Source organism: Nocardiopsis prasina DSM 43845, assembly GCF_000341265.1.
GTDB lineage: Bacteria > Actinomycetota > Actinomycetes > Streptosporangiales > Streptosporangiaceae > Nocardiopsis > Nocardiopsis prasina.
In genome coordinates this window covers 56,165-80,679 of record NZ_ANAE01000127.1, presented here as the reverse complement: position 1 = coordinate 80,679, position 24,515 = coordinate 56,165, and the positions used below count along the sequence as shown (strand labels likewise).

General features: G+C 71.9%; 24 protein-coding genes and 1 pseudogene. 11 read left to right on the top strand and 14 right to left on the bottom strand.

The genetic code is table 11. From position 1 onward, the window contains the following. Positions 1-117: 117 nt before the first annotated feature. Positions 118-669 carry a TetR/AcrR family transcriptional regulator gene (locus tag D452_RS0113440; RefSeq protein WP_017544671.1) on the bottom strand — a complete coding sequence of 184 codons (552 nt, stop codon included), beginning with the start codon at positions 667-669 and terminating at the stop codon, positions 118-120. Positions 670-783: 114 nt separating this feature from the next. Between D452_RS0113440 and D452_RS28255 the strand changes: the two genes are divergently transcribed. Further along, positions 784-1,146 carry a nuclear transport factor 2 family protein gene (locus tag D452_RS28255; RefSeq protein ID WP_017544670.1) on the top strand — a complete coding sequence of 121 codons (363 nt, stop codon included), beginning with the start codon at positions 784-786 and terminating at the stop codon, positions 1,144-1,146. A gap of 301 nt (positions 1,147-1,447) precedes the next feature. On the opposite strand, the gene D452_RS0113430 is transcribed toward D452_RS28255, so the two are convergent. Both D452_RS0113430 and D452_RS0113425 read right to left on the bottom strand, forming a co-directional pair. Further along, positions 1,448-2,446 carry a sigma-70 family RNA polymerase sigma factor gene (locus tag D452_RS0113430; protein ID WP_026129277.1) on the bottom strand — a complete coding sequence of 333 codons (999 nt, stop codon included), beginning with the start codon at positions 2,444-2,446 and terminating at the stop codon, positions 1,448-1,450. A gap of 106 nt (positions 2,447-2,552) precedes the next feature. Further along, positions 2,553-2,951: a VOC family protein gene (locus D452_RS0113425; RefSeq protein WP_017544668.1), complete on the bottom strand. Its 399-nt coding sequence runs from the start codon at positions 2,949-2,951 to the stop codon at positions 2,553-2,555. Positions 2,952-3,185: 234 nt separating this feature from the next. Between D452_RS0113425 and mgrA the strand changes: the two genes are divergently transcribed. Further along, positions 3,186-4,181: an L-glyceraldehyde 3-phosphate reductase gene (gene mgrA, locus D452_RS0113420; RefSeq protein WP_017544667.1), complete on the top strand. Its 996-nt coding sequence runs from the start codon at positions 3,186-3,188 to the stop codon at positions 4,179-4,181. A gap of 162 nt (positions 4,182-4,343) precedes the next feature. On the opposite strand, the gene D452_RS0113415 is transcribed toward mgrA, so the two are convergent. Next, positions 4,344-5,585 carry an MFS transporter gene (locus D452_RS0113415; protein ID WP_017544666.1) on the bottom strand — a complete coding sequence of 414 codons (1,242 nt, stop codon included), beginning with the start codon at positions 5,583-5,585 and terminating at the stop codon, positions 4,344-4,346. Positions 5,586-5,649: 64 nt separating this feature from the next. Continuing rightward, positions 5,650-6,033 carry a VOC family protein gene (locus tag D452_RS0113410; RefSeq protein WP_017544665.1) on the bottom strand — a complete coding sequence of 128 codons (384 nt, stop codon included), beginning with the start codon at positions 6,031-6,033 and terminating at the stop codon, positions 5,650-5,652. A gap of 234 nt (positions 6,034-6,267) precedes the next feature. Between D452_RS0113410 and D452_RS0113405 the strand changes: the two genes are divergently transcribed. After that, the gene (locus D452_RS0113405) at positions 6,268-7,317 is read left to right on the top strand and encodes an NAD(P)-dependent alcohol dehydrogenase (RefSeq protein WP_017544664.1); all 1,050 of its coding nucleotides are present in this window, start codon (positions 6,268-6,270) and stop codon (positions 7,315-7,317) included. 52 nt (positions 7,318-7,369) lie between these two features. Here the strand turns inward: D452_RS0113405 and D452_RS29650 are convergent. Next, positions 7,370-7,471 (bottom strand): annotated as a pseudogene (locus D452_RS29650) (CGNR zinc finger domain-containing protein); the annotation flags it as partial. 329 nt (positions 7,472-7,800) lie between these two features. On the opposite strand from D452_RS29650, the gene D452_RS0113400 reads away from it, so the two are divergent. Beyond that, positions 7,801-8,586: an SDR family oxidoreductase gene (locus D452_RS0113400; protein ID WP_017544663.1), complete on the top strand. Its 786-nt coding sequence runs from the start codon at positions 7,801-7,803 to the stop codon at positions 8,584-8,586. A gap of 64 nt (positions 8,587-8,650) precedes the next feature. Here the strand turns inward: D452_RS0113400 and D452_RS0113395 are convergent, their stop codons facing one another. Together D452_RS0113395 and D452_RS0113390 are read right to left on the bottom strand one after the other, a co-directional pair. Continuing rightward, the gene (locus D452_RS0113395; RefSeq protein WP_017544662.1) at positions 8,651-9,547 is read right to left on the bottom strand and encodes a VOC family protein; all 897 of its coding nucleotides are present in this window, start codon (positions 9,545-9,547) and stop codon (positions 8,651-8,653) included. Beyond that, the gene (locus D452_RS0113390) at positions 9,544-10,224 is read right to left on the bottom strand and encodes a class II aldolase/adducin family protein (protein WP_017544661.1); all 681 of its coding nucleotides are present in this window, start codon (positions 10,222-10,224) and stop codon (positions 9,544-9,546) included. The genes D452_RS0113395 and D452_RS0113390 overlap by 4 nt, the downstream gene beginning before the upstream one ends. Before the next feature lie 188 nt (positions 10,225-10,412). Between D452_RS0113390 and D452_RS28250 the strand changes: the two genes are divergently transcribed. The 7 genes from D452_RS28250 (at position 10,413) to D452_RS0113355 (ending at position 16,734) form a co-directional block, all read left to right on the top strand. Beyond that, positions 10,413-11,150 (top strand): FadR/GntR family transcriptional regulator, encoded by a 738-nt coding sequence (locus tag D452_RS28250; protein ID WP_017544660.1) that lies wholly within the window; start codon positions 10,413-10,415, stop codon positions 11,148-11,150. A 115-nt stretch (positions 11,151-11,265) separates the two neighbouring features. Continuing rightward, a complete protein-coding gene (locus D452_RS0113380) occupies positions 11,266-12,093 on the top strand; it encodes an ABC transporter permease (protein WP_017544659.1) in 828 nt (275 codons plus the stop codon). Continuing rightward, entirely contained in the window at positions 12,090-13,019 is a 930-nt protein-coding gene (locus D452_RS0113375; RefSeq protein ID WP_017544658.1) for an ABC transporter permease, read from the top strand. The genes D452_RS0113380 and D452_RS0113375 overlap by 4 nt, the downstream gene beginning before the upstream one ends. 25 nt (positions 13,020-13,044) lie before the next feature. Further along, positions 13,045-13,851 (top strand): ABC transporter ATP-binding protein, encoded by an 807-nt coding sequence (locus D452_RS0113370; protein WP_017544657.1) that lies wholly within the window; start codon positions 13,045-13,047, stop codon positions 13,849-13,851. A gap of 76 nt (positions 13,852-13,927) precedes the next feature. Then, on the top strand, positions 13,928-14,905 hold the full coding sequence (locus tag D452_RS0113365) for an ABC transporter substrate-binding protein (RefSeq protein ID WP_160167877.1): 978 nt from the start codon (positions 13,928-13,930) through the stop codon (positions 14,903-14,905). An 88-nt stretch (positions 14,906-14,993) separates the two neighbouring features. Further along, on the top strand, positions 14,994-15,254 hold the full coding sequence (locus D452_RS0113360) for a tautomerase family protein (protein ID WP_017544655.1): 261 nt from the start codon (positions 14,994-14,996) through the stop codon (positions 15,252-15,254). A gap of 1 nt (position 15,255) precedes the next feature. Further along, complete coding sequence (locus D452_RS0113355; RefSeq protein WP_017544654.1) at positions 15,256-16,734, top strand: aldehyde dehydrogenase; 1,479 nt, start codon at positions 15,256-15,258, stop codon at positions 16,732-16,734. 94 nt (positions 16,735-16,828) lie between these two features. Here the strand turns inward: D452_RS0113355 and D452_RS0113350 are convergent, their stop codons facing one another. The 6 genes from D452_RS0113350 to D452_RS0113325 form a co-directional block, all read right to left on the bottom strand. Then, on the bottom strand, positions 16,829-17,641 hold the full coding sequence (locus D452_RS0113350; protein WP_017544653.1) for a DUF1295 domain-containing protein: 813 nt from the start codon (positions 17,639-17,641) through the stop codon (positions 16,829-16,831). Next, a complete protein-coding gene (locus D452_RS0113345; protein WP_017544652.1) occupies positions 17,638-18,951 on the bottom strand; it encodes an SAM-dependent methyltransferase in 1,314 nt (437 codons plus the stop codon). Before D452_RS0113345 ends, D452_RS0113350 begins: the two co-directional genes overlap by 4 nt. Continuing rightward, entirely contained in the window at positions 18,948-20,207 is a 1,260-nt protein-coding gene (locus D452_RS0113340; protein WP_017544651.1) for an SAM-dependent methyltransferase, read from the bottom strand. Before D452_RS0113340 ends, D452_RS0113345 begins: the two co-directional genes overlap by 4 nt. Then, positions 20,204-21,007: a DUF1365 domain-containing protein gene (locus tag D452_RS28245; protein WP_017544650.1), complete on the bottom strand. Its 804-nt coding sequence runs from the start codon at positions 21,005-21,007 to the stop codon at positions 20,204-20,206. The genes D452_RS0113340 and D452_RS28245 overlap by 4 nt, the downstream gene beginning before the upstream one ends. Continuing rightward, positions 21,001-22,293: an NAD(P)/FAD-dependent oxidoreductase gene (locus tag D452_RS0113330; protein WP_017544649.1), complete on the bottom strand. Its 1,293-nt coding sequence runs from the start codon at positions 22,291-22,293 to the stop codon at positions 21,001-21,003. The genes D452_RS28245 and D452_RS0113330 overlap by 7 nt, the downstream gene beginning before the upstream one ends. Before the next feature lie 220 nt (positions 22,294-22,513). Continuing rightward, positions 22,514-24,436: a hypothetical protein gene (locus tag D452_RS0113325; RefSeq protein WP_017544648.1), complete on the bottom strand. Its 1,923-nt coding sequence runs from the start codon at positions 24,434-24,436 to the stop codon at positions 22,514-22,516. Between the last annotated feature and the right edge of the window lie 79 nt (positions 24,437-24,515).

Below are 24,515 nucleotides of genomic sequence, written 5' to 3'. Positions count from 1 at the left end.
GAAATGGTCAGAAGGAGGGCCGCGCACTGACACGGCCCATGAGCACGGTAGTCGCGTTCGGGAGCCCTTTGTGCCAGTGGGCGGGCCGAATCGGGGCGAATCGGGCTGGGCCGCTGGTCAGACATCCCGTTGGTGGCCGACGACACGGAGGAGCGTGGTGCGCCTCGACCGGTGGGTCTCCTCTTCGCTCAGGCCGGCTTCGGCGTGCCCGACGGCGATGACGACCGAGACCAGCCAGTCGGTCGAGAGGGTGTCGTCGAACTCGCCGTCGCGCTGACCCCTGCTGATCACCCTTCTGATCCGCTCGGCCACCGGTGCGTGCCGTTCGCCATCGGAGGTGGAGTCGGACCAGAGCACCAGATGCGGGTACCTGCTGATAGTGCACGCGGCGGCGTCCACCAGGCGAAGCAGGGCGTCCGCGGCGGGACCGGAGTCGAGGTCGGCGGCGTCCATCGCGGCCAGGGCCTCCTGGGTGATCCGGTCGAGCACCGCCGAGCGGAGCTGGGACCGCGAGGGGAAGTGCGCGTAGACGGTCTGGCGCGTGACCCCGGCCTCGGCCGCGACGGCGTCCATCCTCGCGTCGGGAAGCAAGCGGATCGCGGCCTCGAGGATCGCGGCTCGGCTGCGCTGGGCGTCGGCCCGGCGGTTCGGGGCTGGAACTGACGGCATCTCTTACACCTTGTCAAACTTGAGCACGTGGCATATTTTACATCGTGTCAGAATTGTGGAATCAGGGAGGCAACAGCGGACCCCTTCAAGGGCGAGGACCCTGCGAGGTTCATCGTGGAATTCTGCGGCGGCTTCGAGCGCGCGGTCACCGACACCGAGGAGGACCTCGCCACGATCGTCGACCGCTTCCACACCCCGGACATGGAGCAGACCAACGACGGTCTGCGCATGGACCGGAGCAGGCTCATCGCGCACCTGCGACCCATCCGTAGGAACCGGCCCAGCTCCCTGCTGGAGGTGCACGAGGCCACCAGCGACGGCGACCTGCTCACCGCCCGGTACACCACGCACGTGACGATGAAGCGGAAGGCGTTCTCGATCGCCGCGCACTTCTTCGGGAGGTTCGCGTCGGACGGCCGTCTGCGCGAGGCCCACTCGCTCACCCGCATGGAGAAGAACGCCGGGGCCCCGGCATGATCGAACGAACCTACACCGTGGTCAGCATGGCCTGCGGTCACTGCGGGGAACTCGCGTCCGAGGAGCTGGGAGCGCGTCGACGGTGTCCTCTCGGTCTCCGTGGAGGTGGAGCTGGACCGCGTGACCGTGATCAGCGAACGGGAACCGGCGGTCGGCGAGGTCCGCGCGGCCGTGGAGGAGTCCGGTTACGAGCTCGCCGGGCCGTTGGACGCCCCCTGGCCTCGGCCCCCGGGGCACCCGAATCCAGGAGTCTCCGGGGACTTCGAACGGCTGAGGGCTCCCCCGGCCCCGCAACAGAGGGTCAGCTACGGGTCAGGACCGCGGGCAGGTCGAAGAGGCGGAACAGCCCCGTGTCGAAGAAGACCGCGCAGTGTCTGACCCCCTCCGCCGCCAGGGTCAGCGCGTGGACTCCGAACGCTCGGTACGAGCCGTCCTGCGCTCGGAGGTACATGCCGAAGGCGGGGCGCCCGTTGGCCGAGGTCGGCACCATGGCCAGGTCACCGGGGCCCTGCGCCGGGCAGTGCGCGTCGATGAGCCGCCCGATGTTCTCGGCTCCGTGCACCCAGGTGGCGAACGGTGGCATCTCGAAGGCCGCCTCGGCGGTGAACAGCTCGGTGAGCGCTCTGATGTCGTAGGACTCGAAGGCGGCGACGTAGCGGTCGAGGATCTCGCGTTGGTCGGACCGGGGTTCGGGGACGGAGTCCTCCTCGGGGCTGACCCGCCCCAGCTGGGCGCGGGCCCGTTGCAGGAGGCTGTTCACCGCCGGGACCGAGGTGTCGAGGATCTGGGCGACCTCGGCGGCGCTGAACCGGAGCACGTCGCGCAGGATGAGCACGGCACGCTGCCGGGGCTGGAGGTACCGGAGCGCGGCCACCAGGGCGAGCCGCACGCTCTCCCGGGACGCCACCACGGCGCCAGGATCACCGGTGTCGTCGGGAGCGCCCAGGACGTCCGGCATCGGTTCGAGCCAGGGCAGGTCGGAGCGCTCGGCGAGCGCTCCCCCGGGCGTGTCCGTGGGACCGCCGAGCCCGGTGGGAAGCGGGCGCCTACCGCGTCTTTCCAGGGCGGTGAGGCAGGCCGTCGTCGCGATCCGGTGCAGCCAGGTGCGCAGGCTGGACCGGCCCTCGAAGCGGTCGTAGCCCTTCCAGGCGCGCAGGTAGGTCTCCTGGAGCAGGTCCTCGGCGTCGTGCGCCGAGCCGAGCATGCGGTAGCAGTGCGCGTACAGCTCCCGCCGGTAGGGAGCGACGAGCCGCTCGAACTCCTGGTCGGTGCCGGTCGTGTGTTTCACCACGGCCGTCACGCTACGCCTCACCCCCGACAGAACGCACTGACCAGTGGCGTTCCTTTGTGAAGTCTTCGCCTCGGCACTGCCCGGGCCCACCGGGACGGCGCGCCCGGGCCGATCGTCACTGGCCGAAGTCACCGCGTTCCATGGCGGCGAGGTGCTCCTCGCTCATCTGGATGATCTGCACGTAGTTGCCGTCCGGGTCCTTCGCCGTGGCGAAGAGGCTGCCGTCCCGGTCCTCCAGCGGCGCCACCCACTCCGTCCCGCGCTCGTCCATGAGGGCGGCGACGGCGCGGGCGTCCCCCACGTCGAAGTTGAGGATCACCCGGGTGGGGTCGGCGGTCCTCGCGCCGATGTCGTCGCGCTGGTCGATCAACAGGTGGAAGGTGCCGAAACGGAGCACCCGGTACTGGTCCATGGTGTCGTTGTCGGCGGGGTCCAGGACGGCCGCGTACCAGTCGCGCAGGCGGTCCGGGTCGGCGCTCGCGAGCAGCATGCTGTCCAGGTTGGGGCGTTTCACGGGTTCCTCCGATGGTGTGCGGGTCGTTCTCCTTCACCCGTACTGACCAGGCCGGGCCCCGGGAGTCATCGGCCTCCCCGGTCCTGCTTCCGGCCGCGACGGAGCGGCCCGTACGGACCCTCCAGGCGGACCCGACGGCGGTCGACTCGGGGCTGTGGACAACCGTCACGGGAGAGGCGGACGTGCCAGAATGTGGCCGAGTGACCCTTTCCCACCAGCCATGAGGGACCCACCATGACCTACGTCGCCGCACCCACGCGCTACGACACCATGCCCTACCGACGCTGTGGTCGCAGTGGCCTGCGCCTGCCCGCCCTTTCGCTGGGGCTCTGGCACAACTTCGGCGGGGACCGCGGGCTGGAAACGCAGCGCGACATCCTGTTGCGCGCCTTCGACCTGGGTGTCGTCCACTTCGACCTGGCCAACAACTACGGTCCGCCGCCCGGTTCCGCCGAGGAGAACTTCGGCCGCGTGGTCGCCTCGGACCTGCGCCGGTACCGGCACGAGTTCGTCGTGTCCACCAAGGCCGGGCACCTGATGTGGCCGGGCCCGTACGGCGAGTGGGGTTCACGCAAGGGCCTCCTGGCCAGCCTGGACCAGAGCCTGGCGCGGATGGGCCTGGACCACGTGGACGTGTTCTACTCGCACCGGCCCGATCCGGACACGCCCCTGGAGGAGACCATGGGCGCGTTGGACACGGCGGTACGGCAGGGCAAGGCCCTGTACGCCGGGGTCTCCAACTACTCTCCGGAGCAGACCCTGGAGGCCGCGCACATCCTGCGTGAGATGGGCACCCCGATGCTCATCCACCAGCCCTCGTACTCGATGTTCAACCGGTGGGTCGAGAACGGGCTGCTGGACGTCCTGGACGAGGTGGGCGCGGGATCGATCGCGTACTCCCCTCTGGCCCAGGGGCTGCTGACCGACCGGTACCTGAACGGGGTCCCGGAGGGTTCGCGGGCCGCCGGGGCAAGCCCGTTCCTGAGCAAGGACGGCATCACCGAGTCCCTTCTGGACCGGGTCAGAGGTCTGAACGGCATCGCCGAGCGACGCGGGCAGACCCTGGCCCAGATGGCTCTGGCCTGGGTGCTGCGCGGCGGTCGGGTGACCTCCGCCGTGGTGGGCGCGAGCAGTGTGGCGCAGCTGGAGGACAACGTGGCCGCCATCGGCAACCTGGAGTTCTCCACCGAGGAGCTCGCCGCGATCGACGGGTACGCCCCGGTCGAGTAGCGGGCGTTCGAGGCGTCAGACGGGCGCGGGTCACCAACGCGGGGGTCGGGACGCCCCGCGAGGGATCGCCTACGGCATGCCTCGAACCCTGAGGCGTTCGTGGAGCGCGGGCGGTGGGCGCCCGCCGACGCGTGCGCGGGTCGCCGGCCAGCCTGTGAGGGATCATGGTGGGCTGGCGGCTCGGCCCCCGCGAGGCAGGAGGAACCCGGCCAGTGCCATCGCCACCGCGGCGGCCAGGAGCGCCGCCCGTGCGTCCACCAGGCTGGCCACCACTCCCCCGACCAGGATGAACAGCGGCTGCGAGACCGTCGTGGCGAAGGCCCAGAGCGTGGCCACCCGGGACATCAGGGCGTCCGGGGTCTCCAGCTGCCGGTACCCGGCCATCGCCGAGTTGGCCGCGGCGGCGAACACCAGGAGCAGACCGAACCCCGTCCCGCACATCAGCAGGCCCACCGGACCGGGAACCGCGAAGGGGATGAGGAAGTACCAGGGGCCGCGCAGCAGGGAGGCCCACCGCAGGGTGCGCAACGCGCCCAGCCTCCGCACCAGCCGGGGCACGAGGCGCGCCCCCAGCAGACCGCCGAGCGAGGGCACCCCCATGAGGAGCCCGTACTCGAACGCGCTGAAGCCGAGGTCGCGCATGTAGAACACGGCGGTCAGCGGGGCCGCCATGGAGGATGCCCCGGCGAACAGGACCCAGCCGAGCAGGATCGGTCTCAGGGTGGGGTGGCCCCAGACGAAACCGAGCCCGGCGAAGAGCTCCTCACGCCGCGAAGCTCCCTCCCCTCGCGCGGGACGCGCGGGCGGGGCGGGTTCGGGCTCACGGATGGTCCGGACCGCCAGGGCGCCGAACAGGTAGCCCACGGTGGTGGCCGCGAGCGCGCCGACCGCCGACAACGCGGCGATCAGCGCACCGGCGAGGGCCGGGCCGAGGGAGATGCCCAGCCACCGTGTGGATTCGAGGCGGCTGTTGGCGTCGATGAGCCCGGACGGTGAGACCAGGGACTTCAGGTGGGCCTGCGACGCGCCGGTGAAGGCGATGGCGCAGACGGCGTTGACGGCCGCGACCGCGCACAGGTGGGTGTAGGTGAGCGCGCCGAGCGCGTGGGCGGCGGGAAGGCTGGCCAGGGTGACTGCCCGGAGGAGGTCGCCGCCGATCATGACCGGGCGTTTGCGTGCGTGCTCGACGACGCGGCCGACGTGGAAGGCGACCAGGACGGTGGTCAGCGCGGTGATCCCGGCCAGGAGTGAGACCTGCCAGGCGGCCACGTCCAACACGACGACGGCGATGACGGGCAGGGCCACCATGCCGACGGCCGATCCGAACTGGCTGACCGCCGCACCGGCCCAGAGGCGGCGGAAGTCGCGGCGTCCGCCGACACCGTCGATACGGGGGGAGGGCATCCGGCCGATGCTACCGGCGCTGTTCCTCCCCCATGCGGGGTGCGGGCACCGTCCCGCGCGTGGACTACTCCTGGATGAGGCCGATGACGTTCCCGGCCGGGTCGGTGAACCAGGCCACGAGTGGTGTGCCGCCACGGACGACGCCCTTCTCGTCCTGGTCGAAGTCGTCGTAGCGGAGCATCGTGATCCCCCGGTCGACCAGGCCGTCCACGGCGGCGTCGATGTCGTCCACGGTCAGGTTGAGGACGGTGAACACGGCGGGCCGGTGGTCGGGTTTCGGGTAGACGAGGATGGCGCGGTCGTTGCCGAGGTCGATCTCCAGCAGGCCGTACTCCTCCATGCCGGGTACGTCCCTGACGGCGAGGCCGAGGGTGTCACCGTAGAAGGCGCGGGCGGTCTCGGTGTCGGGAACCGCGAAGGAGCCGAAGGCCCTGGTGCTGTCGAACATGGTGTCCTCCCTGAGGATCGCTGTGTTCTCACCCGTACTGACCCTGGGCGTTCCCGCAACTCACCGGGAGGATCGGTGGATCGGGGTCAAACAATGCGGACGGTTCCGTGCACGCCCCTTGGGTGACGTGCGGGTCGCCCGGTGTTAGCTTCGCGTGGACTACCGGGCACGACAGTGTCCTGTCCTCGGTGCCCCCCGAACGGGCGCCGCGCCTCACGCGGGGGGAGACCGCACATGCGCGCAGTGGTGTTCGAGAACTACGAGGTGTTCCCCTCACTCACCGACGTCCCCACCCCCGAACCAGGCCCCGGGGAGGTCCTCCTGCGGGTCGCGGGCGCGGGCGCGTGCCACTCCGACATCAGCGTGTACCGCCTGTTCAAGGAGGGGCAGCCGGGCGCGCAGAAGCCGCCGTTCGTCCTGGGGCACGAGAACGCGGGCTGGGTGGAGGCCGTCGGCAGCGCGGTGAGCAAACGGGTCCGGGTGGGCGAGGCCTACCTCGTGTACGGCCCGATCGGCTGCCAGCACTGCCGCAAATGTGCCGCAGGCCTGGAGACCTACTGCGAGAACGTGGCGACCATGCCCTACATGGCGGTGGGTCTGGGCCGTGACGGCGGGATGGCCGAGTACATGACCGTGCCCGAGCGGCACCTCATCCCGTTGGGTGACGCCGACCCCGTGGCCGCCGCGCCGCTGGCCGACGCCGGACTGACCCCGTACCACGCGATCAGGGCCGCGCTGCCGCACCTGAGCGGCGGGGGCCGGTACGCGCTGGTGATCGGCCTGGGCGGGCTCGGGCAGATCGGCGTGCAGATCCTGCGTGCGCTGACCGGGGCCACGGTGATCGCCACCGACGTCAAGGAGGAGGCCCGCGCCCGGGCGGAGGCCAACGGAGCGATCACGGTCGAGGCCGGGGAGGCGCAGGTGGAGCGGATCAGGGAGCTCACCGGGGGCCGGGGCGTGGACGCGGTCTTCGACTTCGTCGGCGCGGGGCCGACCGTGTCGACCGCGGCCGCGTCCGTGGCCCAGGGGGGCCGGGTGAGCATCGTGGGTATCGCGGGCGGCACCCACGAGTTCTCGTTCTTCACCAATCCGTACGAGTCGTACCTGACCAACACCTACTGGGGTTCGGTAGCCGAACTGTGGGAGGTGGTGGACATGTACCGGGCGGGGCAGATCCGGCCGGACGTCGAGCGGTTCTCCATGGACGACGCCCTGGAGGCGTACCGGAGGCTGGAGGCGGGCGACATCAGCGGCCGCGCGGTCGTGGTGCCCAACGAGAGCTGACGGGCCGTCGCGCCCCCGGTTCCGTTCCGGGCCGTAGGGCGGGGCTCCGTGGTCAGGCCGTCCGGCCCGCCCGTTTCCGGGCGTGGTGCCGGGCGGCCTTCGCGCGGTTACCGCAGCCCGACATGGAGCACCAGCGGCGGGTGGCGTTCTTCGAGGTGTCGAAGTGGGACGCACGACGGGGCGCCCCGGAGCCGGGGCCACGAGCACGATCCGGACCGCTCCCGGTTGGAGGTCTCCTACCACCGGGGGCGGCGGTTCGTGGGAGCGCTGACGGTGAACCGCACCTCGCGTCTGGCCGCCCACCGGGAACGGATCAGCCGGGAATGGCGACGGGGCACCTCTGTGTAGCCCCCTCGGCACTCCGGGTCCACCGCCACCGCCCTCGACGCTGCCCCAGCCCCCACTGACCAGGCCCCGCGTGTCCCAGGTCTCCCCGGTACTGCCAAGATGCCGTCAGCAGTCGTAGGAAGTCTGAGGAGAACAATGGATCTGGGAATCGCTGGGAAGGTCGCGCTCGTGACCGCGGCCAGCTCCGGACTGGGCCGCGCGATGGCCGTCGCGCTGGCCGCCGAAGGGGTCCGGGTCGCGGTGACCGGCCGCAACGAGGAGCGTCTCGACGAGACGGTCGCGGCCTGCCGCGCCCACGGAGTGGACGCTGTCGGAATCGCGTGGGACCTGGCCGACCACGGGCGCGCGGGTGAGGTCGTGACCCGCGTGGTCGACGAACTGGGCCCGGTGGACATCCTGGTCAACAACACCGGCGGCCCGCCGCCCACCCCCGCGCTCGGCCAGGACCCGGCACTGTGGGAGGACATGTACTCCGCGATGGTGCTCCCGGTGATCGGTCTGACCGACGCCGTGGTCGGCGGTATGCGTGAGCGCGGCTGGGGACGGATCATCACCAGCACGTCGGGCGGACCGATCACGCCCATCCCGAACCTGGGCGTGTCCAACACCTTGCGTGCCTCGCTGCACTCCTGGTCCAAGACGGTCGCCAACGAGGTGGCCGCCCACGGTGTGACCGCCAACGTCATCGTCCCGGGACGGATCGCCACCCCGCGCGTGGAGTCGCTGGACCGCGCCCGCGCCGAGCGGGAGGGGACGTCGCTGGAGGAGACCCAGGCCAAGGGTCGGGCCACGGTCCCGGCGGGCCGCTACGGCGACCCGGAGGAGTACGGCGCGGTGGCCGCGTTCCTCGCCAGCAGGCAGGCCGCCTACGTCAACGGTTCGATCATCAGGGTCGACGGCGGCCAGATCCCGTCGGTCTGAGTCCGGAACGGGCGGGAGGCGGGGGCGGTGTACGGCTGCCCCTCCTCCCGCCCGGTCAGGCGGGTCAGTCGGACAGCGCGATGCTGTCCGACGACACCTGGTGCTGGGTGCTCACCCGCTTGTTCTCCCCGAGCCACATGTCGATGGCGCCCGGCTCGTTGAGGTCGAACCAGCGGGGCTGCCAGTCCTCGTTCTCGGGGATGCGCCGCACGCCGAAGGAGTACTCGTAGGTGAGGCCCTCCGGCCCCTTGAAGTACAGGAAGATCGCGGTGGACTGCGGGTGGCGGCCGGGCCCCTGCTCGATCTCCACACCCTTGCTCTTGAGGAAGTTCCAGGAGCGCATGACGTCGTCGATGGACTCCACCTGGAAGTTGATGTGGCACAGCCCGGGGCGCTCACCGTGGAAGACCGCCAGCTTGTGGTGCACCGGGTCGATGCGCATCAGGCAGGCGACGTCACTCACCCAGTCCGAGACCCTCGCGTTGAAGGTGCCGGTCCAGAACCGTCCGGCCTCGTAGATGTCGGGGGCGTCGAAGCAGATGTGCCCGAACTCGGTGATCCCGGCCGGACGCGAGAAGGCGACCGGGGTGGTCAGGTGCGTCTGGCCGACGACCAGGTCGATCCGGTTGCCGAAGGGGTCCTCGAAGGTCAGGTAGTCGTGGACCCTCCTGGACCGCGCGCCCTCCTTGCCGCCGCGCCGCACGGGCAGACCGGCTGCCTCCAGCTCGGTCTCGGCGTCGGCGAGGGCGTCGAGGTCGGCGACGGTGAACCCGGAGCTGATCACCCCGGACTCCCCCTCGACGAAGGCCAGACAGTGGTGGCGGTGGTCCACCCGCAGGTAGGCGACCCCGTCCTGTTCCTGGACCAGCTCCATGCCGACGACGTCGGTGGCGAAATCGACGGCGGCGCGAAGGTCGGCGGCGCCGGAGCGCACGTAGGCGATGTCCTTGAGTTCGATCATGGTCGCGTGGATCTCCTTTGGGGGGTTTCCTCGTTGGCGAGGTACAGCCAGATGCGCGAGCACAGCTCCGGCGCCACCTGGCGCCAGGCCCGTTGCTCGTCCTCGGCCAGGGGGCGGGCGGTTCCGACGGCGGAGGCCGTGGCGTTCATGAGGGCTGAGCGTTCCAGCACCCACATGAGGGCGACCGCCTCGGCGACCGAGGCGCCGACCGTGACGGCCCCGTTCCCGCGCATCAGGACCGCCGGACCCCGGCCGAGGTCGTGGGCGAGCCGTGCGGCGTGCTCGGGGTCGCGGACCAGCCTGGGGTCCTCGTGTACCGGGACGGCGGGTCCCAGGAAGGAGCCCTGCCCGTGCAGGGGGACGACGGGCACCCCGGCGGAGGCGAGGGCGGTCGCGGTGGGGGGCTGGGCCCGGCAGATCGCCCCGACGTCGGGGCGTGCGCGGACGACGGCGCGGTGGATCCATCCCTCCTTGGGCAGGGAGGGGCTGAGGGTGTCGGCGGTGGGGTCGAAGGGCCGGACGTCGTCGGGGGTGAGGGCGCCGAGGGGGACGCCCCGGGTCATGGCCCAACCGCCGTCGCGGGTCCGGGCCGAGACGTGCCCGAAGGCGTCGACCAGGCCGTGGCGGGCCAGTGCGGTTCCGGCAGCGATCAGTGCTTCGGTCGTCGTGGGGTCCACGGGGTCTCCTGAGGAGGCGAATCGGGGGTGGGCGCGGTGGCGCCGGAGGGAGCGGGGAGACGGGCGCCCGGAGGGTTTCTGAAACGGCGGCCGCGAAGGGAGCCGAAGGCCGCCGAACCGCCCTCGGAGACAAAGGGCAGGGCCCTCACCTGGGTGATTCGCCGGAAGGTCGTATAGTTATGATCATTATGGCGAATCGTTACAGCGACTGGCCCACCATGGGCGCCCCCCTGCCCGAACGCATGTCCAAGGCTGAGGGCGTGGTGCGCCACATCAGCGGCATCATCATGAACAAGCAGGTCAGCCCAGGTGACCGCCTCGGCACCAAGGAGGAGCTGCGCCAGCGGTTCGAGGTCTCCGTCGGCACCTTCAACGAGGTGGTCCGGCTCCTGGAGACGCGCGGTCTGGTGGAGGCGCGTCCCGGCCCCCGCGGAGGCATCTTCGTCAGCTCCCCCAGCGCGCACATCCGGCTGAGCCACCTCATCCTGGGGCTGGGAGACGACGCGTTGTCGGTCGCCAACAGCCTCGAGGTCCGCGAGGCCCTGGAGGCCACCATCGCCGAGCACGCGGCGCGGGAGGCGGGCACGGAGCAGATCCGACGCCTTCGGGAGATCGTGGCCCTGATGGCGGATCTCAGGAACGACCCGGCCGGCTATCTGGCGCGCAACTGGGAGCTGCACGAGGAGATCGCGCGGATCTCCCCCAACCAGCTGCTGAGCACCCTGTACGTGTCGCTCCTGGACACCGCGCGCGAGTCGGTGCGCGAGATCGCGGCGGACCCCGGCTTCGAGGCGGGTTTCGAGGCCAACCTCCAGCTGCACCGCAACCTGGTGGACGCCATCGCCTCGGGTGACGCCCGGCTCGCCAGACGCGCGGCCGACGAGCACACTCCGCCGCGCAGCAGCACACGCACGCCGCCGGGCTGAACCGGACGGGAGGGGCGACGGGGCGGGCTTCGTGGAGTTCGGGGAACGCACATTGACATATTAACCATAATCAATAGAGTGATTGCATTCCGTCATCCTCCAGGAGCGTTCCGACGTGCCCCCCCTGAACTCCCTCACGCGGCGTGGTCGCCTGGACCACGGTCCGCGCACGTCGATCCTCGGCACCCTACGCCGGGGTCTCGTCGGCGTCGTCGTCGCCCTGTGCCTCGCTGAGGCCGTGGCCCGCTGGGGTGTGGACTCGTCCGCGCTGCCCCCGGTCTCCGTGGTCCTGGCCAACACCGGGCGGCTCCTGGTCGACCCGGCCTTCCTGACCGAGGTCGCCGCCACCCTCACGGCCGCCGTCACCGGCCTCGGCATCGCGGCGGTCGCCGGTGTCGGCCTGGGACTGCTCCTGGGCTCCCTGCGCTGGGTCGAACGCGCCTCCTCAGTGGTGGTGGAGTTCCTCCGCCCGATCCCCTCCGTGGCGCTCATCCCGGTGGCCATCCTCGTCTTCGGCCAGGGGTCGGAGATGAAGGTGGCCCTGGTGACCTACGCGGCACTGTGGCCGATCCTGTTCAACACCCTCTACGGGGTGCGGGCCGTGGAGCCGCTGGCCAGGGAGTCGGCCCGGGTGTTCGGGGTGCCCCGGCTCGCGGTCCTGGCCCGGGTGGTCCTGCCGTCCACCGCCCCCTTCGTCGCCGCCGGGGTTCGGATCTCGGCCGCGATCGCGCTGATCGTCACCGTCAGCGCCGAACTGCTCGCCGGTGCCGCCGAGGGCCTGGGCAGCTGGATCCTGCGCATGAGCTCGGGCGGTGCCAACACCGACATGGTCTACGCGGGGACGATCGTGGCCGGGCTCCTGGGGCTGGTCGTGAACGGGCTCCTGCGCGCCGGTGAACAGCGGCTCTTCCGCTGGAAGCGTCTCATGGAGGAACAGACGTGAAGACGTTCCCGACGGTGGAGCCGACCTCGCACGCGCGAGGGCCCGGCATGGTTCGACCGGCACCCGCGAACCCCGGCCAGGGGGCCCAGGGGCCTGCACGATCGGGCCGGACCGCCCGCGCCGGACGCACTCTGGGATCGTTCCTGCTGCGCTGGGCCGTCCTGGCGGGACTGCTGCTGGTGTGGGAACTGGCGGCGCTGAACGCGCGTTCGCCGTTCTTCCCCCCGCCCACCGAGTTCCTGGCCCGCGCCGGTGAACTGTGGCTGCCCTCGGCCGAGGCATGGCTGACCGACAGCATGCGCGACGACGTCCTGCCCAGCCTGGCACGCATGCTCGCGGGTCTGGCCCTGGCCACCGTCACCGCGGTCGCCCTGGGCGTGGCCATCGGCCTGAACCGACGGATCGGCGACTACGTCGACCCCGTCATCCAGTTCGCCCGCGCGCTGCCGCCACCCGCGCTCATCCCCCTGTTCCTGGTGCTGTTCGGTCGCGACGACCTGATGCGGGTGCTACTGATCGCCTTCGGGACGTCCTGGCCGATCCTGATCAACACCATCGAGGGTGTGCGCTCCATCGACCCGCTCAAGCACGCCACCGCCCGTGTGTTCGGCGTCCCCCTGCACACACGCCTCACCCGCATCGTCCTGCCGGGAGCCTCGCAGAAGATCCTCGCGGGGGTGCGCACCGCCCTGGCGCTCGGTCTCATCCTGATGGTGATCTCCGAGATGGTCGCCGCGACCGGGGGGATCGGCTACCACATCGTCCAAGCCCAGCGCGGTTTCCAGATCCTCGACATGTGGGCGGGGATCGCGCTCCTGGGCGTCCTCGGATACCTGCTCAACCTCGCCCTGACCCTGGTGGAGCACCGGCTGCTGGCCTGGCACCGGATCGCCAACCGCCCCAGTTCCGAACCCGCGGGCCAGTGAGGCCCCGACCATGAGGACCACACCCATGCTCGACGTCAGAGGCCTGACGCACACCTACGGCAGTGGTGCCACGGCGCACACCGCGCTCGCGGACATCAGCTTCTCGGTCGCCGAGGGTGAGCTGGTCTCCGTGGTGGGGCCCTCCGGATGCGGCAAGACCACGCTGCTGCGCGTCCTCTCCGGGCTCCAACGCCCCACCGGCGGCGAGGTCTCCTTCCAGGGACGGCCCGTGAACGGTGTGCCCGAGGGACTGGCGATGGTCTTCCAGGACTACGCCCGGTCCCTGTACCCGTGGCAGACCGTGGCGGGCAACGTCCGCTTCCCCCTGCGCCACCTGCGCCTGGGACGCGAGGAGGCCCACCGGCGGGTCGCGGAGTCGCTGGCCGCCGTGGGGTTGGAGGGGCACTCCGACAGGTACCCCAGCCAGCTCTCCGGAGGTATGCAGCAGCGGGTGGCCATCGCCCGGGCCCTGGCTTACCAGCCGGGGGTCCTGCTGATGGACGAGCCCTTCGCCTCCATCGACGCCCAGACCCGTGAGGACCTTGAGGACCTGGTCCTCAAGGTGCGCGAACGCTACGACATGACCATCGTCTTCGTCACCCACGACATCGACGAGAGCGTCTACCTCGCCGACCGCGTGGTCGTGCTCTCGGGCCCGCCCACCACGGTCGTGACCACCATCGACGTGCCGCTCCCCCAGCCGAGGGACCAGATCGAGACCAAGGAACTGCGGGAGTTCGTCGCCCTGCGCGGCGAGGTCGCACGCCTGATCCGGCGCCCCTCCTCCGATCGGGCGCCGGAACCGCTCCACAGCCACTCCGGCAACGACTGACCCAGCAACCAGCCGGGTGCGCGGCCCCCTACCGCGCCCCGCCGACCCCCCAAGGCGCTAATCCATCATGATGAATATGTCCGATACCCCGTCGACGAGCAGGCGCTGGACCGTGGCCTGCGCCGGTGCCGCGCTCGTCCTCGCCGCCACCGCCTGCTCCGATTCCTCCGAGGCCGAAGACGGTTCCACCGACGAGACCACGACGCTGGTCGTGGGCATCACGCCCATCATCGACCACGCCTCCGTGTTCATCGCCATCGAGGAGGGCTTCTTCGACGAGGAGGGCCTCAGCGTGTCCGCCCAGCCCGTGCAGGGCGGTGCGGCCGCCGTCCCGGCGATGGTCTCCGACGACCTCCAGGCGGCCTTCGCGAGCTACCCGTCCTTCTTCCTCGCCGAGAGCCAGTACATCGGCGTGACCATCGTCGCCGAGGGCGTGCGGGGCACCGAGGAGACAGCGGGGATCTACGTGAACGACGACTCCCCCATCGAGGCACCCGAGGACCTTGAGGGCAGGACCATCGCGGTCAACACCCTGAACAACATCGGTGACGTGAGCATCGCCGCCTCGCTGGAGGAGCAGGGGGTGGAGACCGCCGGGATCGAGTTCGTGGAGTACCCCTTCCCGGACATGGTGCCCGCCCTCGAACAGGACGCCGTGGACGCGGTCTGGCTCGTGGAGCCGTTCCGCAGCGGCGCCGAGAAGGACGGCGCCCGCAAGGTCTTCTCCTCCTACACCGGGATCGCCGAGGGCATCCCGGTCTCGGGGATCGGCATGGCGGACGAGTTCGTGGCGGCCAACCCGACCACTGTCGAGGGCTTCACGCGAGCGATCGAGCGCGCCAACGGCATGCTCGCCGAGGACCCCGCCATCGCCGCGGAGATCGTGCAGACCTACTCCGAGACGACCGAGGAGCAGGCCGAGGCCATGGAGCTCCCGGTGTGGACCGAGGGCGCGGTGGACGTGGACGAACTGGGCCGCTGGAACGACCTGCTGCTGGCCACAGGTGTCCTGCACGAGCCCATCGAGATGTCCGAACTGACCCTCCAGGACTGACCCGTCCACGGCCGGGGTCGGCGCCGCCACGTGTGGCACCGACCCCGGCCGGGACCGCACCGGCCCGACCCCTCACAGGAGAGTTCCCTTGCCCCTGATCGAAGTGACCCTCACCGAGGGCCGGGACCCCGCGCGGCTGCGCGAGCTCATGCGGTCCGTGCACGAAGCGGTCGAGACCAGCCTGGACGCCCCCGCGCGGAGCATCCGCGTCATCGTCCGCGAGGTGCCGCCCACCCTGTGGTCGGCCGGAGGCACCACCCTGGCCGAGCAGCGCGGCCTGGACCGATCCGATACCGAGCACGCGGCGGACGGCGTCGGCGTCGGCGCACCCGCTCCGGAGGGGAACTGACATGGCCGGGGCACAGTCGGACGTCGAGCTGTTCGGCCACGTCATCGACGGCGAGGAGATCACCGCCGGGGACGGTCCCGGCTTCGACAGCGTCGATCCCTACACGGGCCGCCCCTGGGCCCGCTTCCCCCTTGGCGGTGGGGCCGAGGCGGACCTGGCCGTGGACGCCGCCCGCCGGGCCTTCGACTCCGGACCGTGGCCGAGGATGAGCCGCTCCGAGCGCCGTGCGATCCTGCACCGGCTGGCCGATCTCGTGCTGGAGAACCGCCGGGACCTGGCCCTGGCGGACACCCGTGACATGGGCAAACCCGTGTCGCAGAGCCTGAACAAGGACGTTCCGCGCACCGCTGAGAACCTCCGGTTCTTCGCCGACCACGCCGCCCTCACCCCGGCCGAGCTGTACCCCTCCGACACCGGCCACCACGCCTACACCCGCTACGAACCGGCCGGTGTGGTGGTGGCCATCGCGCCGTGGAACTTCCCCCTCATGCTGGCGAGCTGGAAGATCGCTCCCGCGTTGGCCTGGGGAAACACGGTCGTGCTGAAGCCCGCGGAGGACTCCCCCGCCTCGGTCACAATCCTGGCCCGCCTGGCTCTGGAGGCCGGGATGCCGCCCGGGGTGCTCAACGTGGTGCACGGCTACGGCCCCGACTCGGTGGGGTCTGCGCTGACCGGCCACGCCCGGGTGGACCGGGTCACCTTCACCGGTGAGAGCGCCACCGGGACGGCGGTGGCGCGCGCGGCGGCCACCCACCTCACCCCGGTCAGCCTCGAACTGGGCGGCAAGGGCGCGAACGTGGTGTTCGCCGACGCCGACATCGAGCGGGCGGTGGAGTGGTCGGCGCGCGCGGCCTTCACCAACGCCGGACAGGTGTGCCTGGCCGGATCGCGGCTGTACGTGCACCGGTCGATCGCGGAGGAGTTCACGCGCCGCCTGTGCGGGGCCGCGGACCTGTTGGTGCCCGGGGACCCCAAGGACCCGGCCACACTGCTGGGCCCGCTGTCCTCCGGGGAGCACCACCGCAAGGTGTCGGGATACCTCGACTCCGTGGCGGAGTGGGGCGGCACCGTGGCGACCGGTGCGGCGGGGCCGGGGCTGTTCGTACGTCCCACCGTGGTCACCGGCCTGCCGAAGGAGGCACCGCACCGCAACGAGGAGGTCTTCGGTCCGCTCGTGACGGTCACCCCCTTCGACACCGAGGACGAGGTGGTGGCGGAGGTCAACGACAGCCCCTACGGGCTCAACGCCATGCTGTTCACCGAGGACCTGTCCCGCGCCCACCGCGTGGCCGCCTCCCTGAGGGTGGGCACGGTGTGGGTGAACTGCTTCTTCGTCCGCGACCTGCGCGCACCCTTCGGCGGGGTGGGTCGTTCCGGCCTGGGCCGCGAGGGCGGCACCTACAGCCGCGAGTTCTTCACCGAGCCCAAGGCCGTGGTGGTGCGCGTCGGCGAGGACCCGGGAGCGGACGGGGCCGTCTGAACGGCCCCCGTCCTGCGAACCGCCCCCGGCCGGGGCCACTCCACACCCTCCGGCCGGGGGTCTGCCGTGTTCCCACGCGAGACCGCGCGGGGGCTCACTCCCGGGCGGCCGCCCTCTTCGGGGGCAGCGGAACGAAGGCGCTGGTCCGGGCGACGTACTCCGACCAGCCGGGTCGGCCGGACATGTGCTCGTCGAGCAGTCGCTGGCCCGAACCACGGGTGAGCAGGTAGGTCATCAGCAGGGGCGCGGGCAGGGTGAGCAGCACCCACCAGGACCCGGCGGCGACCAGGAACAGGCCCCACCACACGAGGGCGTCGCCGAAGTAGTTCGGGTGCCGGGTCCAGGCCCACAGCCCCCGGTCCATGATCCGGCCCCGGTTGGCGGGGTCGGCCTTGAACCGGGCGAGCTGGGCGTCGCCGACGGACTCGAACGCGAACCCGGTGAGCCAGACCAGCACGCCCAGGAACGCCAGCCAGCCGAGCGGACCGGCGGTGTGGGCGGCGACCTGCAACGGGAGCGAGATCAGCAGGAGGAGGGACCCCTGGAGCAGGTAGACCACCCGCAGGGCGTGGAGGTTCCGGTTGCCCGGGGCGTTGGCGAGGAACCTTTCATACCGGGGGTCCTCGCCCTTGCCGCGGCCGCGCAGCCCGATGTGGACGGCCAGTCGCAGACCCCACACGGCGGTGAGGGCGGCCAGCAACCAGATCCGCGCGGGGTCGCCGGTCCCCGTGGCGGTGGCGACCACGGCGGTGGACACGGCCACCCCGACGAAGCCGAGCCCCCAGGCGACGTCCACGACGCCGTGGCGTCCCACACGGACCGCGACCGCGAAGGTGGCGAGCATGACCGCGCCCACCACGACCGCGGTGACCGCGAGGTTGAGCAGGAAGGCGGTGAGGGCGGTCATCGTGTCGCCACCGCCTCGGCGACCGGTTCCGCGCTGGTCTCGTCCCGGCTCACCGGGTCCGGGCGGACCGCCAGGATCTGGTCCACGCCCATGCGCCCCTCCTCGAAGGCCAGTGACCCTCCGGCCAGGTAGAGGCGCCACACCCGGGCCGCCTCGGGCCCCGCGAGGGCGACGAGTTCGTCGAACCGCCGCTCCAGCGCGTCCGTCCAGGCGCGGGCGGTGCGGACGTAGTGCTCCCGCATGGCCCGTACGCCCCGCACTTCGAGCCCCGCGTCCTCAAGGAGGCCGACGGTCTCACCGAGCGGACGCATGTGCATGTCGGGCGCGATGTAGCGCTCGATGAAGGGGCCGCCGCCGGGGTGGGGTCCGCGCCGGGACATCTGCTGGACCAGCAGGGCGCCGCCGGGGCGCAGCAGACCGTGGAGCCGGCGGGTGAACGGAGCGTAGCCGTCACGGCCCACGTGCTCGCCCATCTCCACGGAGGCGACCGCGTCGAAGCCGCCGGGCCCGAAGGTGTCGGGGGCGACGTCGCGGTAGTCGAGCAGGCGCACGTCCACGAGCTGTTCGAGCCCCTCCTCCTCGGCGCGCGCGAGCACGTGGTCCCGTTGCCGGGCGGACAGGGTGAGCGCCGAGACGTGCGCCCCGTACCAGCGCGCCGCGTGCAGGGTGAGCGACCCCCACCCGCACCCGACGTCGAGCAGCCGGTCCCCCTTGTTCAGGCGGAGGGTGTCGCAGACCAGGTCGAGTTTGGCGCGCTGGGCGTCGGCGAGGCTCTGGCCGGGATCGTCCTCGTCCCAGAGCGCGCACGAGTAGGCCATGGTCTCGTCGAGCAGCAGCTCGTAGAGGTCGTTGCCCGCGTCGTAGTGGTGGGAGATCGCGGCTGCGTCCCGTTCCCGGGAGTGGCGCCGTCCCCTGACGCGGGCCTCGGAGACCGGAGGGGGCGGCGGCGGTCCGACCACTCCCAGGACCACGGCCGTGCGGGCGATCCTCGCCCAGGTGCGCGGGCCGGGGAGCGAGGTGCCGTGTGCCTCAACGGACGCCCACACCCCGCGCAGCGCGTCGGTGAGGTCACCCTCGACCTCGACACCACCGGTGACGTAGGCGCGGGACAGCCCGAGTTCTCCGGGGCGGGCCAGGACGTGGCGCAGGGCGTCACGGTCGCGGACGGTCACGCGCGGGGCGCCGTGCGGTCCGGTCTCGCTGCCGTCCCAGGCCCGCAGTCGGACCGGGAGGACCCCGTTGAAGAAGGCGGCGACCAGGGGGCCGAGCAGGTGGGCGACGCCCCGGGGGTGCGGGTGGGTGGTCGTCATGCGGCACGCTCCATGGTGATCTGTTCGACGTCGATGAGCCCGGACCGGAACCCGGCCTCGCAGTAGGCCAGGTAGAAGGTCCACATGTGGCGGAAGGTGTCGTCGAAGCCGAGCGAACGCACCTGTTCCGCCGCCCCGGCGAAGGTCTCGCGCCATACGCGCAGGGTGTCGGCGTAGTCCCGGCCGAAGGCGAGGCGGTCCGTGATCCGCAGTCCGGTCCGGGCGGCGAGCTGTTCGCGGACGGCGGTGACCGAGGGGATGAGCCCGCCGGGGAACACGTATTTGTGCATCCACGTGTAGGAGCCCCGGGAGGCCCTCATCAGGCGGTGTTCCATGGTGATGGTCTGGAGGGCGACTCTTCCGCCGGGCCGGACCAGCCGGTCCAGTGCGGCGAAGTAGTCGGGCCAGTAGCGTTCGCCGACCGCCTCGACCATCTCGCAGCTGACCACCGCGTCGTGGGTGCCGGTGGCGTCCCGGTAGTCGCACAGCTCCACGGAGACCCGGTCGGACAGTCCCTCGGCGGCCACGCGCTCACGGGCGAGGTCGCGCTGTTCGGTGGAGAGGGTGAGGGAGGTGACGTGGGCTCCCCTGCGTGCGGCGCGCACGGCCAGTTCACCCCAGCCGGTACCGATCTCCAGCAGCCGGGTGCCCTCCCCGACCCGCGCGGCGTCCAGGAGCCGGTCGGTCTTGCGTGCCTGGGCACGGGCCAGGCCGTCGGCGTCACGCGGGTCGTCGTCGGTGAACAGCGCCGACGAGTAGGTCATGGTGCGGTCGAGGAAGAGGGCGAAGAGGTCGTTGGAGAGGTCGTAGTGGTGGCTGATGTGGCGACGGGCCCCGGCGCGGGTGTTGCGGTCCGAGGACGGGCGGCGCGGCAGCGTGAGGTGGCGCAACGGCTGGAGCGGCTTGGGGACCAGCTCCTCGTAGTGCTCGGCGAAGCGGGTGAGCACGGCGACCGGGTCGGGTGAGTCCCACTCCCCGGCCATGTACGACTCCCCGAACCCGATGAGGCCGTCGTGGGCCAGGCGGGCGTGGAAGGCGTCGGGGTCGCGCAGCCACAGCACGGGGGCGCCCCCTTCGGTGAGCTCGGCGGGTGGTGCTTCCTGGCCGACGTGCAGGCGGATCCCCACGGCAGGGACGGCGCGGGCGGCGATCAGGCGGGCCACGGCGGTGCGCAGCCGGCTGTTGGGGACCCTGGCCACGTCGGGCCAGCGGCGCGGGTCGACGGCGCCGGGTGGGTGGGGGTTGGTCGCGGTCATGGTCGTGTTCCTCGTGGTTGGGGTCGGCCGGGACTGGGGCGGGCGCTGTCGGGGGCACGCGTGCGGGGCCCGCGCGCATCGGTGCGAGGGCAGCCGGCTTCGGGGCGTTCCCGGATGGGGAGGCCGCGCAGGTGGAGCCAGACACCGTGGACCCTGATGCGGGCCGCGTTGACCAGCGGCGCCAACGGGTGGCGCACGGACAGGCGGAGCAGCTGGGCGAGGGTCGCGGGGCGGCGACGGCCGCGCACGGACGCCGTGAAGGGAGGACGGCCCTCACGGTGGAGGGCGACGGTGAGCGCGAGCCGTTCGCCGGGCTCGGGCAGGCTGAGCCGGTACTCGCCGTCGATCTCGTTGAACGGGGAGACGAACAGGGCCTTGGGCACGGTGGCCCGCCCCCGCTGGTCCGGGTGGAGGAGATAGCGGTGGCGGTCGCCGTAGGTGTTGTGGACCTCGGCGACGACCGCACGCGGGGAACCGTCGGGGGCGTGGCACCAGTAGACGGTCAGCGGGTTGAAGACGTGTCCGAACACCCGGGCGTGCGCGAGCATGAACACCCGGCCGCCGTTCAGGTCGATCCCGTGTTCGCGCAGGTGGAGGACGATGTCGGCGCGCAGGGTCGCCGCACGGCCGTCACCGTGGTCGGCGGGGTGGAACCCCGCCAGGGCGCGCAACGGCCACGGAAGGCGGGGCGGGGAGTCGAGGTCGACCAGCCAGTAGTACGTGCGGTGCTCGAAGACGTGCCGGACGGGCTCGGCGCGGGCGTGCCGCACCGTGGCCTCGTACAGGGCGGGGATCACCACCGCCTCCCCAGGGCGGCGGCCGCCTCGACCCCGGAGCGGCAGCCGTCCTCGTGGAACCCCCAGCCGTGGTGGGCCCCGGCGAAGGCGAGGACGGGGGTGTCCAGGGAACGCAGCCGTCCCTGCGCGGCCACCGACTCCGGGGTGAAGACGGGGTGGGCGTAGTCCATGGCCGCCACCACCCGGTCGGGTTTGACGTCGTCGTCGGCGTTGAGCGTGACCACGTAGTCGGTGCCCTCGGGCAGCCCTTGGAGCCGGTTCATGTGGTAGCTGACCCGCACCGGGGAGCCGCCCGGGTCGCAGGAGGTCAGCCGGTGGTTCCAGGAGGCCCAGGTGTCCCGGTCCGAGGGCAGGACCGAGGTGTCCGTGTGCAGCAGGGTGTGGTTGCGCGTGTAGGTGAAGGCTCCCAGGACCTCCCGTTCGTCGGCGGAGGGGTGTTCGATGAGCGCGAGGGCCTGGTCGGCGTGGGTGGCGACCACGGCGGCGTCGAACTCCAGCACCTCGGAGTCGGTGCTCAGCCGCACCCCGTCCCCGTTGTGGGACAGGGCCCGCACGGGTGTGCCCAGGCGGACGGAGTGCAGTCCCGCCAGTACACGTTCCACGTAGGTGAGGGAGCCGCCCTCCACGGTGCGCCAGCGCGGGGACCCCCAGACGCCGAGCATGCCGTGGTGCTCCAGGAAGCCGAACAGGTGTCGGGCCGGGTAGTCCAGGGCGGTTCCGGCCGGGCAGGACCAGACCGCCGACACCAACGGCAGGAGGAAGTGCGCGGTGAAGTAGGGGGAGAAACGGTGCCGGTCCGCGAACTCCCCCAGGGTGGGGCCGACCACCGTGCCCCCGGGGTCGACCCTGCGGGCCACGGAGACCAGGCGACGGGCCGCCTGGTGGAAGCGCGGGATGTCGAGGAGCATGCGGACGTGGTCGGCGCTGCGCCGGGACCCGCTCGGCCACAGCGCGCGCACCCCCCGTGCGCCCGCGTATTCCAGACCGCAGCCCTCGCAGCTCACCGACAGGCTCATCTCGGTGGGCCGGGTGGCCACGCCGAGTTCGTCGAAGAGCCGCAGGAGATGGGGGTAGGTGCGGCGGTTGTGGACGATGAAGCCGGAGTCGACACCCAGTTCGCCGCCGTCCGCCCCGGGAACGCGGTGGGTGTGGGCGTGGCCGCCTGGGCGGTCGTCGGCCTCGAACAGGGTGACGTCGTCGTGCCGGCCGAGGATGTACGCGGCCGTCAGTCCGGAGACGCCGCTACCGATGACCGCGACCCTGCGACGCCCGTTGTGGTGTGTGCTCATGCGTCCTCTCGCGAAACAGGTGTCTGGCTGACACCAGTGATTCGGAGCAGGTCGGGGAGCGGATTGGTGGTAGTTGGGAAAAAAAGATTCACGGATTGCGAGAGGACGAGCCCAGGGGGTCAGGGATGCCAGCCGTACACGCGGGCCCCTCCTGACTCAGGGAGGAGACCACCGCCCCGGGGACCGCCTCCGCTCGGAGCCAGCCCCCTCCCGGACGGACTCAGGGCACCAGGCCGTGGACGTCGGCCGCGCCGGAGCCGTGGGAGACCACGGCGCCGGGGACGGCGACCAGCCGGTGCTCCCCAGGTACGTCCTTCGCGGACGGACCGATCTCCACGCGTTCCCCGCCGAGACCGCCGGCCGCGAGCGCGAAGGAGTGGACGCCGCGTTCATCGGCCTCCCGATCCACGTAGGGGATCAGGAGAGCGTCGTCCAGGACGACCGCCTGGTCAAGGAGTTCGGGGGCCGGTTCCCCGGCCACGTCCATCGTGACCCGAGCGGTCACCTCGCCCCCGGGGTCGGCCGTGAGGACCTCCACGGCCCGCGCGGTCCCCGGGTAGCGGCCCTTCAGCGCGAGGACCGTGCCCGCGGTGTCCGCGCGCAGGACCCGGTCCACCCCGGGTCCGAACCGCCCGCGTGGATCCCGCGCCTCTTCCGGGTGGCCGAGGGGCTTCCCGGTGCGCGGGTCGAGCAGGAACAGCTCTCCGTCGGCCCCGAACCGGAGGGCACGCGCCTCGCCCTCGGAGAGAGCCGCACCCTCCACTGGGCCGAGGTCGAACCGGCCCCACGACCGGCGGACGGGGTGTTCGTGCCGCCACACCTCCTCACCGCTGGCGAGGTCGAGAGCGGCGACGGTGGCGACCGCCGAGTCCAGTGACTCCCCGTGGGCGAGGATTCCTTCGGAGCCGTCGGCGGGCGCGAGCGGAGGGGCTGGGGCGAGCGTCCTCTCCCCGTACTCCCGCGCGTCCGCGCAGGCGTGGGCCACCACGACCAGCCCGTCTCCGGTGCCGGGGTCGGTCGTCGGCCACACGTCCCGCTGGAGCTCGCAGTACAGACCCTCCCCCTGTGGGACGAAGGTCCACCGCGTCCCGCCGGTCCCCGTCGCCGTGCGGTCGAACGCCCGCGCCTCGATCCCCCTGGTCCCGGCGTCGTCACGGTACTCGTGCAGGGTGGTCGACCGCGCGTACGCCACCAGCTCCTCCAGGTGGGGTTCACCGGGGATGATCCCGCCGGTGGCGGGGTCCAGCACCGTACCCGTCATGGAGATGTTCCCGGAGTCACGCGTCAGGAAGAGGACGTCGTCGAGGAGTCGCGCCGCGACCCCCTCGCCGTGCGGTTCGCGATAGGTCCACAGCTCCTGCCCGCTCGGGCCGTCCAGGGCGATGACCCCGTCCGGCAGCACGAGGATCGGTCCCCGGGGCCCGGCCTCCACGCGCTCCACCCGTACACCCGGCGGAGGAGACCAGACCCACCCCTCGGCCCCGACACTGGCGGGGACGGACGGCGGTTCGCCGAGGTCGCCCGCGACGACCGTGTGGATCACTCTGGGATGGGTGACCGACGCGGCAAGCCCGGCGACCAGGACCACGGCGACGACCCCGGCACCGGCGGAGGTGACGGGGAGGAGGGGGCGCGAGCGGCGCCCGCGCGCGTGTCCCGCCCCGGCCGAAAGGAGCCCGGCCGCTGCCAACAGCACCACGCAGGACCAGATCAGGACGCCGGTTTCGGTGAAGGAGTGCGCGTGGACCGAGGCCGGGATCAGGGCGTCCCGGGGGAAGTGACGCACGGCGAGCAGAGCCAGCACCGCGGCACCCACCGCCACCAGCGTCCTTCCGATCCCGAGCGCGCTCGGCGAAGTGCCCTCCCCGCCCGTGCTCACGCCCGACCGGGGTAGGAGAGGGCGCTGAACGACCAGACCGGCCGCCGCGATCAGGCCCAGTAGGAGCCAGGAGGTGGTGGCGTGCGCGGGGATGTCGGCCACGCGCTCCGTTCCGGTCAGAGCGGCGACCGGTTCGAAGGTCAGGGCCAGGCCGACCACGGCGAAGACCAGGGAACCAGCGAAGAGCCCGGCCCCGGTCCAGGCGAGCGCGGCGCGCAGGGGCTCCCGCGAGGGCGGCTCCGAGGCGCTCCGGTGGTCGTTCACTCGCCCCGCCCCTCCCCGCCCGCGACAGCCCCCTCGTGTGTCCGCACCCCGACGGCCCGTCGTGCGAACGACAACCTGG

Excerpts from the sequence above, each read along its gene's own strand:
- D452_RS0113370 (WP_017544657.1), top strand. The coding sequence starts at position 13,045 with ATGCTCGACGTCAGAGGCCTGACGCACACCTACGGCAGTGGTGCCACG.
- D452_RS28250 (WP_017544660.1), top strand. The coding sequence starts at position 10,413 with ATGGCGAATCGTTACAGCGACTGGCCCACCATGGGCGCCCCCCTGCCC.
- D452_RS0113400 (WP_017544663.1), top strand. The coding sequence starts at position 7,801 with ATGGATCTGGGAATCGCTGGGAAGGTCGCGCTCGTGACCGCGGCCAGC.
- D452_RS0113365 (WP_160167877.1), top strand. The coding sequence starts at position 13,928 with ATGTCCGATACCCCGTCGACGAGCAGGCGCTGGACCGTGGCCTGCGCC.
- D452_RS0113350 (WP_017544653.1), bottom strand. The coding sequence starts at position 17,641 with ATGACCGCCCTCACCGCCTTCCTGCTCAACCTCGCGGTCACCGCGGTC.
- D452_RS0113330 (WP_017544649.1), bottom strand. The coding sequence starts at position 22,293 with ATGAGCACACACCACAACGGGCGTCGCAGGGTCGCGGTCATCGGTAGC.
- D452_RS0113340 (WP_017544651.1), bottom strand. The coding sequence starts at position 20,207 with ATGACCGCGACCAACCCCCACCCACCCGGCGCCGTCGACCCGCGCCGC.
- D452_RS0113440 (WP_017544671.1), bottom strand. The coding sequence starts at position 669 with ATGCCGTCAGTTCCAGCCCCGAACCGCCGGGCCGACGCCCAGCGCAGC.
- D452_RS0113355 (WP_017544654.1), top strand. The coding sequence starts at position 15,256 with ATGGCCGGGGCACAGTCGGACGTCGAGCTGTTCGGCCACGTCATCGAC.
- D452_RS0113410 (WP_017544665.1), bottom strand. The coding sequence starts at position 6,033 with ATGTTCGACAGCACCAGGGCCTTCGGCTCCTTCGCGGTTCCCGACACC.
- D452_RS0113395 (WP_017544662.1), bottom strand. The coding sequence starts at position 9,547 with ATGATCGAACTCAAGGACATCGCCTACGTGCGCTCCGGCGCCGCCGAC.
- D452_RS0113415 (WP_017544666.1), bottom strand. The coding sequence starts at position 5,585 with ATGCCCTCCCCCCGTATCGACGGTGTCGGCGGACGCCGCGACTTCCGC.
- D452_RS0113345 (WP_017544652.1), bottom strand. The coding sequence starts at position 18,951 with ATGACGACCACCCACCCGCACCCCCGGGGCGTCGCCCACCTGCTCGGC.
- D452_RS0113405 (WP_017544664.1), top strand. The coding sequence starts at position 6,268 with ATGCGCGCAGTGGTGTTCGAGAACTACGAGGTGTTCCCCTCACTCACC.
- mgrA (WP_017544667.1), top strand. The coding sequence starts at position 3,186 with ATGACCTACGTCGCCGCACCCACGCGCTACGACACCATGCCCTACCGA.